Origin of the sequence: Mesorhizobium sp. M1D.F.Ca.ET.231.01.1.1 (genome assembly GCF_003999155.2) — a bacterium.
GTDB lineage: Bacteria > Pseudomonadota > Alphaproteobacteria > Rhizobiales > Rhizobiaceae > Mesorhizobium.
Genome location: NZ_RZOZ02000007.1, coordinates 312,965 through 326,500 on the forward strand (window position 1 = coordinate 312,965; position 13,536 = coordinate 326,500).

13 protein-coding genes and 1 pseudogene are annotated in these 13,536 nt (G+C 61.9%); 9 read left to right on the forward strand and 5 right to left on the reverse strand.

The window, feature by feature from the left end; translation table 11 throughout:
• Positions 1-44: 44 nt before the first annotated feature.
• From EN874_RS20550 to EN874_RS20570, 5 genes are all read left to right on the forward strand, one after another.
• Complete coding sequence (locus tag EN874_RS20550; RefSeq protein WP_127426485.1) at positions 45-1,334, forward strand: RsmB/NOP family class I SAM-dependent RNA methyltransferase; 1,290 nt, start codon at positions 45-47, stop codon at positions 1,332-1,334.
• Between the two features lie 95 nt (positions 1,335-1,429).
• The gene (locus EN874_RS20555) at positions 1,430-1,888 is read left to right on the forward strand and encodes a PaaI family thioesterase (protein ID WP_126085700.1); all 459 of its coding nucleotides are present in this window, start codon (positions 1,430-1,432) and stop codon (positions 1,886-1,888) included.
• A gap of 3 nt (positions 1,889-1,891) precedes the next feature.
• Positions 1,892-2,530 (forward strand): 5'-methylthioadenosine/S-adenosylhomocysteine nucleosidase, encoded by a 639-nt coding sequence (locus EN874_RS20560; RefSeq protein ID WP_127426484.1) that lies wholly within the window; start codon positions 1,892-1,894, stop codon positions 2,528-2,530.
• A 175-nt stretch (positions 2,531-2,705) separates the two neighbouring features.
• On the forward strand, positions 2,706-4,262 hold the full coding sequence (gene guaA / locus EN874_RS20565; protein WP_127426483.1) for a glutamine-hydrolyzing GMP synthase: 1,557 nt from the start codon (positions 2,706-2,708) through the stop codon (positions 4,260-4,262).
• A gap of 316 nt (positions 4,263-4,578) precedes the next feature.
• Positions 4,579-5,832, forward strand: a complete 1,254-nt coding sequence (locus tag EN874_RS20570) for a site-specific integrase (protein ID WP_126101887.1) — start codon at positions 4,579-4,581, stop codon at positions 5,830-5,832.
• On the opposite strand, the gene EN874_RS20575 is transcribed toward EN874_RS20570, so the two are convergent.
• Positions 5,813-6,118, reverse strand: coding sequence for an AlpA family phage regulatory protein (locus tag EN874_RS20575; protein WP_348628167.1), 306 nt, complete (start codon positions 6,116-6,118; stop codon positions 5,813-5,815). The genes EN874_RS20570 and EN874_RS20575 overlap by 20 nt on opposite strands.
• A 955-nt stretch (positions 6,119-7,073) precedes the next feature.
• Here EN874_RS20575 and EN874_RS20585 point away from each other — a divergent pair.
• The 4 genes and pseudogenes from EN874_RS20585 to pmtA all read left to right on the forward strand — a co-directional run bounded on the left by EN874_RS20585 (position 7,074) and on the right by pmtA (position 10,514).
• Positions 7,074-7,853, forward strand: a complete 780-nt coding sequence (locus EN874_RS20585) for a phosphodiesterase (protein ID WP_126101885.1) — start codon at positions 7,074-7,076, stop codon at positions 7,851-7,853.
• 256 nt (positions 7,854-8,109) lie between these two features.
• Positions 8,110-8,954 (forward strand): annotated as a pseudogene (gene panB / locus EN874_RS20590) (3-methyl-2-oxobutanoate hydroxymethyltransferase).
• Entirely contained in the window at positions 8,951-9,841 is an 891-nt protein-coding gene (panC, locus tag EN874_RS20595) for a pantoate--beta-alanine ligase (RefSeq protein WP_126101884.1), read from the forward strand. Before panB ends, panC begins: the two are co-directional and overlap by 4 nt.
• A 76-nt stretch (positions 9,842-9,917) precedes the next feature.
• A complete protein-coding gene (gene pmtA / locus EN874_RS20600; RefSeq protein WP_126102846.1) occupies positions 9,918-10,514 on the forward strand; it encodes a phospholipid N-methyltransferase PmtA in 597 nt (198 codons plus the stop codon).
• A 676-nt stretch (positions 10,515-11,190) separates the two neighbouring features.
• Here pmtA and EN874_RS20605 read toward each other — a convergent pair.
• From EN874_RS20605 to thiS, 4 genes are read right to left on the reverse strand one after another with little or no spacing between them, the layout of a single operon-like run.
• A complete protein-coding gene (locus tag EN874_RS20605; protein ID WP_126101883.1) occupies positions 11,191-11,952 on the reverse strand; it encodes a hydroxymethylpyrimidine/phosphomethylpyrimidine kinase in 762 nt (253 codons plus the stop codon).
• Positions 11,943-12,548 (reverse strand): thiamine phosphate synthase, encoded by a 606-nt coding sequence (locus tag EN874_RS20610; protein ID WP_126101882.1) that lies wholly within the window; start codon positions 12,546-12,548, stop codon positions 11,943-11,945. The genes EN874_RS20605 and EN874_RS20610 overlap by 10 nt, the downstream gene beginning before the upstream one ends.
• Positions 12,545-13,318 carry a thiazole synthase gene (locus tag EN874_RS20615; RefSeq protein ID WP_126101881.1) on the reverse strand — a complete coding sequence of 258 codons (774 nt, stop codon included), beginning with the start codon at positions 13,316-13,318 and terminating at the stop codon, positions 12,545-12,547. Before EN874_RS20615 ends, EN874_RS20610 begins: the two co-directional genes overlap by 4 nt.
• A 1-nt stretch (position 13,319) precedes the next feature.
• A complete protein-coding gene (gene thiS / locus EN874_RS20620) occupies positions 13,320-13,517 on the reverse strand; it encodes a sulfur carrier protein ThiS (RefSeq protein ID WP_024504260.1) in 198 nt (65 codons plus the stop codon).
• Positions 13,518-13,536: the final 19 nt, after the last annotated feature.

The window sequence follows — 13,536 nt, forward strand, 5'->3', positions numbered from 1 at the left end:
GGCTCTAAGAGCAGGGCTCGAAGCAACGGTTGACGGAAGCGAGAATGCGACTGGGCGGAAGGCTGGCTGCGGCCATCGAAGTTCTGGAAGATATCGGCAGGCGCCACCGGCCCGTGGCCGACGCCCTGCGCGACTGGGGCCTGTCGCACCGCTTTGCCGGCGGCGGCGACCGCGCGGCGATCGGCAACATCGTCTACGACGCGTTGCGCCGCAAGCGCTCGGCCGCATGGCTCTTCGGCGAGGACACGCCGCGCGCCATCGGCTTCGGCGCGCTGCTGCTCGAATGGGGCCAGACGGCGCAGTCGCTGAACGACGCGCTCGACGGCGACAAGTTCGCGCCGCCGCTGCTCAGCGCCGCCGAACTAAAGGCGGCCGCCGGCCGCAGGCTTGCCGATGCGCCGGATGCCGTGCGGGCCGATGTTCCGGACTGGTGCGCGCCGCTCTTCGATCGGGCCTATGGCGAGGCCTGGGTCGAGGAGGGGGCGGCTCTTGCGATGCGTCCGCCGCTGGACCTCCGGGTCAATGCCTTGCTGTCCGACCGCGGCAAGGTGCTGGCCGAACTCCAGGGCACGGGTGCGGCACCTGCGGCAATCGCGCCGCACGGCGTCCGCATCCCGCCGATCGACGGCGACGGCAGGCATCCGAACGTTCAGGCCGAGCCCGCCTTCCAGAAAGGCTGGTTCGAGGTTCAGGACGAGGGCTCGCAGCTTGCCGCAGCGCTTGCCGGCGCCGAGCCTGGCATGCAGGTGCTCGACTATTGCGCCGGCGCCGGCGGCAAGACGCTGGCGCTCTCGGCCGAGATGGACAATCGCGGCCAGGTCTTCGCTCATGACGCGGAGAAGGTGCGGCTGGCGCCGATCTTCGAGCGCATCCGCCGCGCGCACGGCCGCAACATCCAGGTCGTGAGCAAGCCCGCCGAGCTCGCGCCGCTCACCGGGCATATGGAGATCGTGCTGATCGACGCGCCCTGCACCGGCAGCGGCACCTGGCGGCGGCGGCCCGACGCCAAATGGCGGCTGACCGACAGACAACTCGAGGCCCGCAAGGGCGAGCAGCAGGCAATCCTCGACACGGCGCAGGCGTTCGTGAAGCCGGGCGGACTGCTCGTCTACATCACCTGCTCGGTGTTCGATGCCGAAAACGGCGAGCAGGTCGCGGCTTTCCGCGAGCGCCATGGCAACTTCACGCCGGTCGACCATCGAGAGCTCTGGGGCAGCCATTTCCCCGGCCATGAAGGCCAAGCCCGCATCGCCGACGCCGGCGGCATCTCGCTGTCGCCGGCACTCAGCGGCACCGATGGATTCTATTTCCACGCCTTGCGCAAGGTGGCCTGAGGGCAGCCGGCGTTTTGCTGCGCTGCAACATAAGAGATTGCCTGTCCTGCCCGCCTCTGCAATAAGCTTCGCCAGCAAAACGTGAGGCGAAGGCCATGGCAGCCAAGATCGTACCCGCTCCCGACTATGAGGATCGCGTCAGGACTTCCTTTGCCCGCCAGAAGGCGATGGCCACCATCGGCGCGGAGCTGACGCTGGTCACCCCCGGCATCATCGAGATCGAGATGCCTTACGCGCCGTCACTCACCCAGCAGCACGGCTTCCTGCATGCCGGCGTCATCTCGACCGCGCTGGACTCCGCTTGCGGCTATGCCGCGTTCTCGCTGCTGCCGCAGAATTCCAGCGTTCTGACCATCGAGTTCAAGGTCAACCTGCTCGCGCCGGGCAGGGGCGAGCGCTTCCTGTTCCGCGGTTCGGTGACCAAGCCTGGGCGCACCATCATCGTAGCCGACGGCCAGGCCTACGCCTTCGCCGCCGACGGCGAGGCCAAGCTGATCGCCACCATGACCGGCACCATGATGACGGTTGTCGGCCGCGACGGCATCGAGGGGTGATCCATGGCAACCGTTGCGCGGATAGCAGAAAAATCCGTTCTCTTCGTCATGGCGGCCGAGGCCGAATACGGCCCGCATCTGAAGGAACTCTTCACGCCGCTGATGACCGGCGTCGGTCCGGTCGAGGCCGCCGTGCGGCTGGGCGCGGAGCTCGCGACGCTGAAAGCCGAGGGCGCGCTGCCGGATCTCGTCGTCTCGCTGGGCTCCGCGGGAAGCCGCACGCTTGAGCAGACCGAAATCTACCAGGCCGCATCGGTGAGCTATCGCGACATCGACGCCTCGCCGCTGGGCTTCGAGAAAGGCGCCACGCCGTTCCTCGACCTGCCGGCGACGCAGCCGCTGCCCTTCGTCATCCCCGGCATCAGGAGCGCTGCGCTGTCGACCGGCGGCGCGATCGTCACCGGTGCCGCCTATGACGCGATCGATGCCGACATGGTCGACATGGAGACCTTTGCCTGCCTGCGCGCCTGCCAGCTGTTCGGTGTGCCGCTGATCGGCCTGCGCGGCATTTCCGACGGCGCCGCCGATCTGAGGCACGTCGGCGACTGGACCGAATATCTTCACGTCATCGACGAGAAGCTGGCCGCGGCAATAGGGCTGCTGGAGCAGGCGATTGCGTCCGGCGCGATCCGCCTTACCTAAAACAGGTCGCATGAAAAAAGATTCACGCGACCTGCTTCATGCCTTTGATTTCAAGCATGTCTTTGTCCCGAAACCGGACCCATTTTCGGCAGACACGCTTTAAAGGCCTTGAATGGACCGAAAGCCGCAGCGCGCCGCCATTGCGCCGAATCGGTTCTTTCTTTAAAGGCTCGCCATGACGACACATCCCGATACCGTTCTCATCATCGACTTCGGCAGCCAGGTCACGCAGCTGATTGCGCGGCGCGTGCGCGAGGCCGGGGTCTATTGCGAGATCGTTCCGTTCCAGTCCGCAGCCGAGGGCTTCCGCCGCATCCGGCCGAAGGCCGTCATCCTGTCGGGCAGCCCGCACTCGACTGTCGACATCGGCTCGCCGCGTGCGCCCGACGAAGTCTTTTCCGCCGGCATTCCGGTGCTCGGCATCTGCTATGGCGAGCAGACGATGTGCGCCCAGCTCGGCGGCAAGGTCGAGGCCGGCCATCATCGCGAGTTCGGCCGGGCCTTCCTGGAGATCGAGGACGATTGCGCGCTGTTCGACGGCGTCTGGGCCAGGGGAACGCGGCACCAGGTCTGGATGAGCCATGGCGACCGCGTCACCGCCATTCCCGCCGGCTTCAAGATCGTCGGCACCTCCACCGGCGCGCCCTTCGCCGCCATTGCCGACGAGGCGCGCAAGTTCTACGCGGTTCAGTTCCACCCCGAGGTCGTCCATACCCCGGATGGCGCGAAGCTGCTGAGCAACTTCGTCCACCATATCGCCGGTCTCGCCACGGGCTGGAGCATGGCTGCCTATCGCGAGCAGGCGGTCGAGGCGATCCGCAAGCAGGTCGGCACGGGCAAGGTGATTTGCGCGCTGTCGGGGGGCGTCGATTCCTCGGTCGCGGCGCTCCTCATCCATGAGGCGGTCGGCGACCAGCTGACCTGCATCCTGGTCGACCACGGCCTGATGCGCAAGGACGAGGCGAAAGGTGTGGTGGAGATGTTCCGCCAGCACTACAACCTGCCGCTGATCCTGGTCGACGCCTCCGATCGCTTCATCACGGCGCTCGAAGGCGAAAGCGATCCGGAGAAGAAGCGCAAGACCATCGGCCGGCTGTTCATCGAGGTGTTCGAGGAAAAGGCGAAGAAACTCGGCGGCGCCGATTTCCTGGCGCAGGGCACGCTCTATCCCGACGTCATCGAGAGCGTCTCCTTCTCCGGCGGGCCTTCGGTGACGATCAAGTCGCACCACAATGTCGGCGGCCTGCCCGAGCGCATGAACATGAAGCTGGTCGAGCCGCTGCGCGAACTGTTCAAGGACGAGGTGAGGGCGCTGGGCAAGGAGCTCGGCCTGCCCGAGAGCTTCATCGGCCGCCATCCGTTCCCGGGTCCCGGCCTTGCCATCCGCTGCCCGGGCGGCATCACCCGCGAGAAGCTGGAGATCCTGCGCGAGGCTGACGCCATCTATCTCGACGAGATCCGCAAGGCCGGCCTCTACGACGCCATCTGGCAGGCCTTCGCCGTGCTTCTGCCGGTGCAGACCGTCGGCGTGATGGGCGACGGTCGCACCTACGAATTCGTCTGCGCGCTGCGCGCCGTGACCTCCGTCGACGGCATGACGGCCGATTTCTACCACTACGACATGGCGTTCCTCGGCGCGGCCGCCACCCGTATCATCAACGAGGTACGGGGCATCAACCGCGTCGTCTACGACGTGACGTCCAAGCCGCCTGGAACAATTGAGTGGGAATAAAGCTCGGTCGTTCGCCAGCATTTGGTGGCTATCGGCGCCAGCCACTTAACATGTTGAAATGTAATCTTTTTCATCTCTTTTCCTATCGCTGACTATCGCCCGCAAGCGGAATCATTTGGCGGTAGACCTGACGGTATCGCTTTCCTCATCATTCTCGCTCGAGACCGATACCGTCACCGCCTGATTTCCTAGAAGGCTAGCTAAAATTTAGGTAAGCTATTGAACTACAAGAGAAATTTTCAAACCTTGACGGTACAATCGATGACGGTAAAATCGGGCGCTGAATATGCGGCCACGCGCTCGGATTGCCCTCGCCATGCTCACCGACATTGCACTTAAGAAGCTGAAACCTAAAAACAAAATATACAAAGTTGCTGATCGTGACGGTATGTACGCCACCGTGTCCACGGCCGGGCAGATCTCGTTCCGCTACGACTACCGAATGAATGGAAGGCGAGAGACAGTCACGCTGGGCCGCTATGGTGAGGGTGGCATCTCGCTAGCAGAGGCGCGTGACCGCTGCATTGCGGCCCGAAAAATGGTGGCAACCGGACAATCGCCGGCGCATGAAAAGCAGCGTAAAAAGCGGCGCCTATCTGCAATGGCCACCTTCGGCGATGCCGGCCGGGCCTGGTTTAAGGAGGCCAAGATGGCGGATAGCACGCGCTCAATGCGCAAGGCCATCTTCGATCGAGACATCTTGCCAATCTGGGACAAAAGGCTCCTCACAGAAGTAACAGCTGGCGACTTGCGGGCGCTCTGCGCAAAGGTGCGGGACCGTGGCGCGCCGGCAACAGCCATTCACGTCCGGGATATTGTTAAGCAAATCTATGGCCATGCCATTCTGCACGGCGAGAAGATTGCCAATCCAGCGGACGAGGTAGGACCGGCTTCGATCGCCACGTTCGAGGCAAAAGACCGAGCATTGTCCCCAGCAGAAATCCGCATCGTGCTGACTGAGTTGGAACATGTGCCAACATTGCCGACGATACGGCTGGGCCTAAAGCTGATCCTGCTCACGATGGTTCGGAAGGGTGAGCTGCTGGACGCGACTTGGGACGAGGTCGATTTTGAGAACGCTGTGTGGAGCATTCCCAAAGAGCGAATGAAACGGAAAAAGCCGCATAACGTCTACCTGTCCCGCCAATCCCTCGATATCCTGATTGCGCTCAAGACTTGCGCAGCGAACTCCCGATATGTGCTGCCATCTCGCTATGACGCCGACGAACCCATGTCGCGCGCCACCTTCAATCGTGTCACAATGGCCATTGTCGACCGCGCAAAAAGACAAGAAATGCCGCTTGCGCCCTTTACAGTGCACGACCTACGGCGGACTGGCTCGACAATCCTAAACGAGATCGGATTCAATCGCGACTGGATCGAGAAATGCCTTGCTCACGAAGACAGCCGCACTTCGCGCGGTGTCTATAACAAGGCTGAATATGAGCCGCAGCGCCGTCATATGCTCCAGGAATGGGCCGACATGGTTGAGGCCTGGGCAGCGGGCAAGAAGCACACCCCCGTACTCCAGCCGGCTGCCGGGGCGGCAATCATTCTCGATCCGATTTGACAGGCCTCGTCTTGCGCGACCGGACGTCTGGACCTGGGGCGGTTTCGAGAGTCCCGGCAGACGAGGCGTTTCGCCTTGCCTGAACCCAGGCCTCGACCTCTGCTAGATCCCAAACAACACAGCGGGGAGTCAGATTGAAGCGTCGTGGGAACTCGCCGCGTTGCTCCATTTCGTAGATGGTCGTGTCCGATAAAGGGACGATTTCTCGCAATTGTGACCGGCGCACAGTTCGCACAACGTGTCGCGCCTGAATGTGCGGCAAAACCGGAAGAGATTGCTCTTCCATTATGCGTTGGCAGCTTTCAGGTTGAGTAGGGTTGCGCAATTTGACCATGCTTATGACCGGAAAGGCTCCGTGGGAGCGCATGGTCGCGTGTCTGCCCCATTTCCGATATAGCCCCCAATTGCGACCACATCGCCGTCCTTGACCAGCAGGCGGTCCTCGGGAGCAGCACTAGGGCCGTTTAGACATCGAGGCTATGCAATGTTCGAGGCGCTCCAACCGAGCCTTCTGCGAACGAAGCTCATGCCCTGCGTTCAGCAAATTGGATTTGCCTCTGGAGGAGGCAGCAATGATCAGTTCGCATTCTAACAGAGCGATACGATCTCGCATCTGCTGAGCTTCATCCTGCCGTATCCTTCTAATCCAACCCAGGCCGCGCATATTCTACCACCACCGTCCATGCAGCACGGGTAGCATTTGAAAACTAACGCCCGTCAATTCGAAAAACTCGTATTTTAACCGTCGCTAAATTCACCGGCTAATGACAACCTTGCTGGTGAAGTCAGGCCAAACCCGGTGACTTGCTCGCTCGCTTGCACGGACAATTTTAATCGATGCGGTGACGACGCAATTGCCGTAAACGACAGGCCGAAGGTCGCGGACGACTGCAATGATCGTCACGACTAGAGATTTACCCACAAGACGCTTGGAGCGCGGCGTCATGCAGTTTCTTTAGAGACGGGCGCTGAACAGGCCGAGGCAGTGCCTTTCAAGGCCGCGTGAACGCGCCCTATCTTGTCAAGCGCGTTCGGCCCGCGGCAGTGATCGGCGGCCCCTCGAACCGGCGGGAAGGCTCGCGCATGCGTCGGCAGAAAAATAGCGTCGGAGACCAAGGAGGCGAGCATATTGGCTGCGTACGGCTGCTACCATGTCGAGCCGCACGTGGCGCCCAACCTTCATTCTGCTCTCAGCCGAAATCGCTCGAAAGCGACTGTGAGGGGCAATTGGGTAACGCGCCATGCTCTTCGGCTTCGATCCTGCCCAACGGCTTCGCAAGACCATTGAGCGCATCAGCCGCGATCATGCCGACGCCGAGCTTTGCGTCGTGACTGGCGATCTCACCGACGAGGGCGATTTCGCCTCCTACGTCCTGTTGCGCGAGGCGCTGCAGGAACTGCGGGTGCCCGCCCGCCTTCTGCTCGGCAATCACGACAGGCGCGAGAATTTTATTCGCGCATTTCCTGAAGAGCCACGCGATGCGAATGGCTTCATTCAGTCGGTCCAAGACGGGACTGCCGGGCGCCTCATTTTTCTCGATACATTGGTGGAAGGCTTCGGTCATGGTGCTTTGGATCAGGGCCGGCTCGAATGGCTGCTGGCGCGCTTGGCCGAGGAACAGAAAACGCCTGCCTATCTCTTCGCCCATCATCCGCTGCAGCCGATCGGCCTGCCGCATTTCGAGCCTTGGAACATGCAGAACTGGCAAGAGCTCATGCGGGCGATCGCCGCCGCCGGCAATGTCCGGCACATTTTTCACGGCCATGTGCACGTTGATGTTGGCGGCACCTGGAGCGGCATTCCCTTCAGCGCCATCCGCGGCGTTGCGCATCAAATCATTCCGCACTTCGCGCGCAGGGACGCAGACTTTGTCGAGGATGCGCCGGCTTTTGACGTCGCGCTGATCGACGACGATGGCGTGCTCGTGCACCGTTTCGAGGTCAGCGACAGGAATGTGGTTGAAATCTCGCCCGCAGGTCCTTTCCCGGGGGTGACCAATGAAGCAGCAGAAATCTCATGAACTGGTCATTTTCGATTGTGACGGCGTCGTCGCATCGACGCCGAGGAACTGACCCGTATTGGCTCGTTGACCTTGGCTCCCGAACTGCCTGGAGTTGGCAGAGATAGCTGCGGAAACAGCTAAACCGATTTGATTGGTTCTGACGATGAATGTCGGCGCGTCATCTTCTCGCAATCGCGAATTTACTCTTCGCACCTGCACAAAAATGTGCCAAACGCGGCACCCATAGTTGGTAACGTTGGGGAAGGAGCCCTTGTTGAGTGCGGTTGCTAACACCAAGGCGATCACACCGCCGGATATTCGTTCCCGGAAGGGTGGCACTCCGCTCGTCTGCCTGACGGCCTATACCACGCGATCGCAAAGCTCGTTGATCAGCATTGTGACATTGTTCTCGTCGGCGACAGCGTCGGCATGGTGCTGCACGGCTTCCCGTCGACGCTGGGCGTGACGCTTGAGATGATGATCATGCACGGCCAGGCCGTGCGCCGCGGCCTCGAGCAGGCGCTGATGCTCGTCGACATGCCGTTCGGCTCCTACGAGGAAGGCCCCGAGCAAGCCTTCCGCAATGCTGCACGTGTCATGACGGAAACCGGCTGCGCGGCGGTCAAGCTCGAAGGTGGCGAGGCAATGGCCGAGACGATCCGCTTCCTGGCTGCACGCGGCGTGCCAGTCATGGGCCATGTCGGCTTGACGCCTCAGGCGGTCAATACCTTCGGCGGCTACCGCGTGCAGGGCAGAGGCGGTGATGCCGAGCGCGTCGCGGCCGACGCGCTTGCCGTGAGCGAAGCGGGGGCATTCGCGCTGGTGCTGGAGAAGGTCCCGGAGGTGCTCGCCGGCCGGATCACCGCAGAGGTAGCGATCCCGACGATCGGTATCGGCGCCTCGGCGGCCTGTGACGGGCAGATTCTCGTCGTCGACGACATGTTGGGCATCTTCGGCGACTTCCGGCCCAAATTCGTCAAGCGCTATGCCGAACTCAGTGAGATCGCCGGGGAGGCGATTGCGGTCTATGCGCAGGAAGTGCGCGACCGCCGCTTTCCAGCCGCCGAGCATCTGTTCGGCGATGCGCCAAGGACGGTCAATGGTGGAGAAGGCGCATGAGCATTCCGATCGCACGAACCGTCGCCGAGTTGCGCATGGCTGTGGCCGCATGGCGGCAGAATGGCCTCAAGGTCGCTGTCGTGCCGACCATGGGTGCCTTGCATGAAGGCCATCTGAGCCTGGTGCGTGCCGCGCTCGCCAAGGCGGACCGGGTTATCGTGACGCTCTTCGTCAACCCGAAACAGTTTAACAGCGCGGCCGATCTCGTGGCCTACCCGCGCACTGAGCATGACGATGCCGCCAAGCTTGCGCCGCTCGGCGCTCATCTGCTCTACGCGCCAAATGCAGCGGACATGTATCCGGAAGATTTCGCCACCACGATCTCAGTCAGTGGGGTGAGCGATGGCCTGTGCGGCGCGTTCCGTCCGGGCCATTTCGACGGCGTGGCAACCGTCGTCGCCAAGCTCTTTCTACAGACGCGTGCTGATCTCGCCTTCTTCGGCGAGAAGGATTTCCAGCAACTGCACGTCGTTCGCCGGCTCGTCCGCGATCTCGACATTCCAATCGAGATTGTAGCATGTCCAACGGTCCGTGAAGCCGACGGCCTGGCAATGTCGTCGCGCAATGTCAGGCTTTCGGCCGAACAGCGCTTAGCAGCGCCAAGGCTCGCCGAAGTCCTGTCGGCTTCGGCCGGGCGATTGTCGGCAGGATTGCCAGCCGAGCTTGTGCTTGCCGAGGCCAGGCAAGCGATCCTCGCTGCCGGTTACGACGAGGTCGAGTATCTCGAGCTACGGGCAGACCATGACCTGTCACCGCTTTCCGCCGCGGATCGACCGGCCCACCTAATCGTCGCCGCCTGGCTTGGCGGGACGCGGCTTATCGATAACGTTGGAGTTCTGCCCGGGCAGCGCCAAGGCGAGCTGCTCGCGGCAGCCAATGCCGCATGATTGAGAATGCCGCAAGGCTTGTACAAAGGTGCGTCGTCAAAATGACCCAGACAAATGGCCGGAGCAGGGAGTGGATATGGTGTTTCGATTGAAGGAGCGCCTCGGCAGGAAGTTCGAAGAAGAAGTGCAATTCTTCAAGGGCTGGCAGAAGGACAAGAAACGAGTGGGCGCGCTGATGCCAACGTCCGTTCATGCCGCGCGTCGTATGGCAAGCGTCATCGATCCGGCATCCGGATTGCCGGTTCTTGAACTTGGCGCCGGAACCGGCGTCATTACCAAGGCAATCCTGGAAAGAGGCATCAAGCCGCAACAACTGGTTTCGGTCGAGTATTCCAAGGATTTCTATGAGCGCCTGACGCGAGCCTTTCCGGGCGTGGATTTTCGATTGGGCGATGCGTTCGCGTTGGAGGAAGTGCTTGCCGAGCGGCGCGGGGAGCAATTCGACTGTGTGATAAGTGCGGTGCCGCTGTTGAGCTTTCCAATGGAACAGCGTGTCGGCCTGCTTGAGGATTTGCTGGCCCGCATTCCTGCTGGAAGACCTGTGATTCAGATCACTTACGGACCGTTGTCGCCGGTGATCAAAATGCCCGACCGCTATGTCGTGTCCCACTATGATTTCGTCGTCCGCAACATCCCGCCCGCACAGCTGTGGACTTACCGACGAGCAGTCTGACGGAGCGGGACGCGCGAGGACGGCGGGCCGTTCGCAAAATCGTCAGGACAGGCGGTGGTCGTGACGAAATTCGCATCGAGTGCGCTTTTTATAGCCGCCGCCGTTTTGCGGAGGCCGCTATGCCCTTTCGCTGGCAGGCGCACACTCATCTGCTACACCCATCGCCCTGCGGTCGACAGACGGCGAAGCCACCACGGCCGCGAAAATCTCGAGACGGCGTCTCGGTACCGGGACCGGCCTGCCATTTTTGGGAGGCGATCCGTGCAGGTGCCTGGCCCGGATCGTGCCATCTATCTCCTGAGCGAGTCATAGCCGTCGTCCATTCACCCGGCCGAACCTCCCGATTGCCGGACCCCTGATGAAGATTCCCCTGGAAAGTGACGTCTTCTTTAGAGCGTGACGGTCTGCGCCGTCTTGTGGTGCCTCAGCTTGTACGATGGCCGGCTGCCCTTCCCGTGCCACGAATGCGATGAAGTCCAGTCACTCTACCGTGCAATGGCATTCAGAAATACGACAGGAAGACCATAATAGTCGGGTTTGGCTGAAAGACTTTTCCGCAGATGCCGAAAAAAGGGGACAGCTCTTCCGGTCCTTGCAAAGCTCCTGAACTCGTTTTCGTTGGACAAGCGTGGTCGCCAGTCCAGCTCTTGCGAGTGATCGGCGCAAAAGCGATCACTCACATGGCTGCATTCTTCTGCAGTTTCCCGAAAACAAACAGCTTGCCTTCGCGCACGCCGTCTTCGAGTGGGCTCGCATTCGCCATATGCGCCGCAATCGCACTGGCCAGCATGCATCCCGTCCCGCGCATCGACGTAGCCAGACGCGGTGTGTCGAAGCGGATTGGTTCTTGATCGTGGCGCAACAGAATATCGGTTGATCGAGGTCCCGATGCATGGCCGCCCTTGATCAGCAGGGCCTGCGCTCCGGCCGCCAGCAATTCGTGGCCTTGCAACAGTGCGCCGTCGTCATCCACTGCCAGTTCCGAGCCAACCAGGAGCGCCAGCTCGATGAGGTTGGGTGTGACCAGGCGGCAAAGCGGCATCAGATTCCGCTTCATGACGGCGGTGGCGCCGGCTTCCAGAAGCGTCCGGCCTGATGTCGAGGCCAGCACCGGGTCCAGTATCGCCGGCACCTGCGGATTCTCGCGCAGCACTGCGGCAACGGCAACGATGATCTCGGCCGTCGCCAGCATGCCGATCTTGACGGCAGCCACCTCGTTGGCTTGCAGCGCGGCGCGCATCTGATCGGCCACCAGGCGGGGTTGCGAAGGATGGATTTCCATGACGGCTTCGTGCGTCTGCACCGTCAGCGCGGTGACCGCAAGGCATGTCCGCACGCCAATCGAAGAGATCGTTTCGATGTCGCGCGCAATTCCGGCTCCGCCGCTGGAGTCGGATCCGCCGACGACAAGCACATGCGGTTCTCGCCTCAGCGCCATCGATCTGTCTTTTCGATCCATTCTCGCGTGCGCGCTTGGGGATCGGCATTCAATGTGATGTCGGTGACCACCGCCGCGCTGTCCGCACCGGCCGCAAAGACACCGTCGAGTCGGTCAGGGTTGAGGCCACCAATGGCGACCAAAGGAACCGGTGCGACCCGGCGCTTCCATCCGCTGATCCGTTCGACCCCTTGCGGCGCCCATTTCATCTTCTTCAGAATGGTTGGATAGATGGGGCCGAGCGCGATATAGTCGGGCCTGGCGGCCATAGCCGTTTCCAGTTCGATATCATCATGGGTGCTCAGTCCGAGCCTTACACCGGCCGCCCTTATCCGCGAGAGGTCGGCGGTCTGCAAATCCTCTTGGCCGAGATGAACGAAGTCGCAGCCTTCCTCGATCGCCAGCCGCCAATGATCATTGATGATGAGCTGGCTTTTGTGTTGGACACACAAGGCCTTCGACCTGCGGATCTCCGCGCGCAGCCCGGTTTCATCCATCGTTTTGATGCGAAGCTGAACCAGCTTGACGCCGAGCGGCGCCAACCTTTCGATCCAGGTGGCGCTGTCGACGATTAGGTAGAAGGGATCGAGATTCATGAAAGAACGGCCCTGCCGATCGTCGGCGTCGATGGCACGGCGACGTCGCGCGGCTCGAGAAGACCCGATGCGTGGGCTTCACGACCGGCTTCGACCGCCTTACCGAAAGCACGCGCCATGCCGACCGGATATGCCGCCTTGGCGACTGCTGTGTTCAGGAGCACGGCGTCAAAGCCGAGTTCCATGACGGTGGCCGCGTGCGACGGCCGTCCGAGCCCCGCATCCACAATCAGCGGGACGCCAGGGAAATATCCGCGCATCGAGCGCAGCGCCATGATGTTGATCGGCCCGAGGGCGGAACCGATCGGTGCGCACCAGGGCATCAAGACCTTGCAGCCCGCCGCAAGCAGCCGCTCTGCGACAATAAGGTCGTCGGTGGTGTAAGGGAATACCGCAAAACCGTCTTCGCACAGGATGCGGGCGGCTTCAACCAGACCGAACACATCCGGCTGTAGCGTGTCGTGATTGCCAATCACTTCGAGCTTGATCCAGTTGGTGCCGAAGACCTCGCGCGCCATTTTCGCGGTGGTGACGGCTTCCTTGACGGAAAGGCAGCCGGCGGTATTGGGCAGGATTCTGGCGCCCAGCGAGCGGATCAACGACCAGAATTGTTCGCCGGCCCTACCGCCCGCCATCTCACGCCGCAACGAGACGGTCACCACCGACGTGCCCGATGCCTTGACTGCATCGGCAAGGATGGCCGGCGAAGGATACTGAGCCGTGCCGAGAAGCAGGCGCGACGAAAGCTCGGTTCCATAAAGCTCCAACATGCTAGCCGCCCTGCATGGGCGAGAGGATTTCGATCCGGTCGCCGTCGCTCAACTGGAACTCCGCGCGGTTGGCTTTGTGCACGAGGTCGCTGTTGACGGCGGTGGCGAGCCAATCGCCCTCATAGTCGAGCGCGGCAAGCAACTCGGCCAGCGTGGTGGCGGCAATCTCACGCGCCTCGCCGTTGACCATCAGTTTCATGAGCATGCTCCTTGGTTCT

Bases quoted from the DNA above. Each gene is read 5' to 3' on its own strand.
- EN874_RS20570 (WP_126101887.1), top strand. From the start codon at position 4,579: ATGCTCACCGACATTGCACTTAAGAAGCTGAAACCTAAAAACAAAATA.
- pmtA (WP_126102846.1), top strand. From the start codon at position 9,918: ATGGTGTTTCGATTGAAGGAGCGCCTCGGCAGGAAGTTCGAAGAAGAA.
- EN874_RS20575 (WP_348628167.1), bottom strand. From the start codon at position 6,118: ATGGAAGAGCAATCTCTTCCGGTTTTGCCGCACATTCAGGCGCGACAC.
- EN874_RS20550 (WP_127426485.1), top strand. From the start codon at position 45: ATGCGACTGGGCGGAAGGCTGGCTGCGGCCATCGAAGTTCTGGAAGAT.
- EN874_RS20585 (WP_126101885.1), top strand. From the start codon at position 7,074: ATGCTCTTCGGCTTCGATCCTGCCCAACGGCTTCGCAAGACCATTGAG.
- thiS (WP_024504260.1), bottom strand. From the start codon at position 13,517: ATGAAACTGATGGTCAACGGCGAGGCGCGTGAGATTGCCGCCACCACG.
- EN874_RS20610 (WP_126101882.1), bottom strand. From the start codon at position 12,548: ATGAATCTCGATCCCTTCTACCTAATCGTCGACAGCGCCACCTGGATC.
- guaA (WP_127426483.1), top strand. From the start codon at position 2,706: ATGACGACACATCCCGATACCGTTCTCATCATCGACTTCGGCAGCCAG.
- EN874_RS20615 (WP_126101881.1), bottom strand. From the start codon at position 13,318: ATGTTGGAGCTTTATGGAACCGAGCTTTCGTCGCGCCTGCTTCTCGGC.
- EN874_RS20605 (WP_126101883.1), bottom strand. From the start codon at position 11,952: ATGGCGCTGAGGCGAGAACCGCATGTGCTTGTCGTCGGCGGATCCGAC.
- EN874_RS20555 (WP_126085700.1), top strand. From the start codon at position 1,430: ATGGCAGCCAAGATCGTACCCGCTCCCGACTATGAGGATCGCGTCAGG.
- EN874_RS20560 (WP_127426484.1), top strand. From the start codon at position 1,892: ATGGCAACCGTTGCGCGGATAGCAGAAAAATCCGTTCTCTTCGTCATG.
- panC (WP_126101884.1), top strand. From the start codon at position 8,951: ATGAGCATTCCGATCGCACGAACCGTCGCCGAGTTGCGCATGGCTGTG.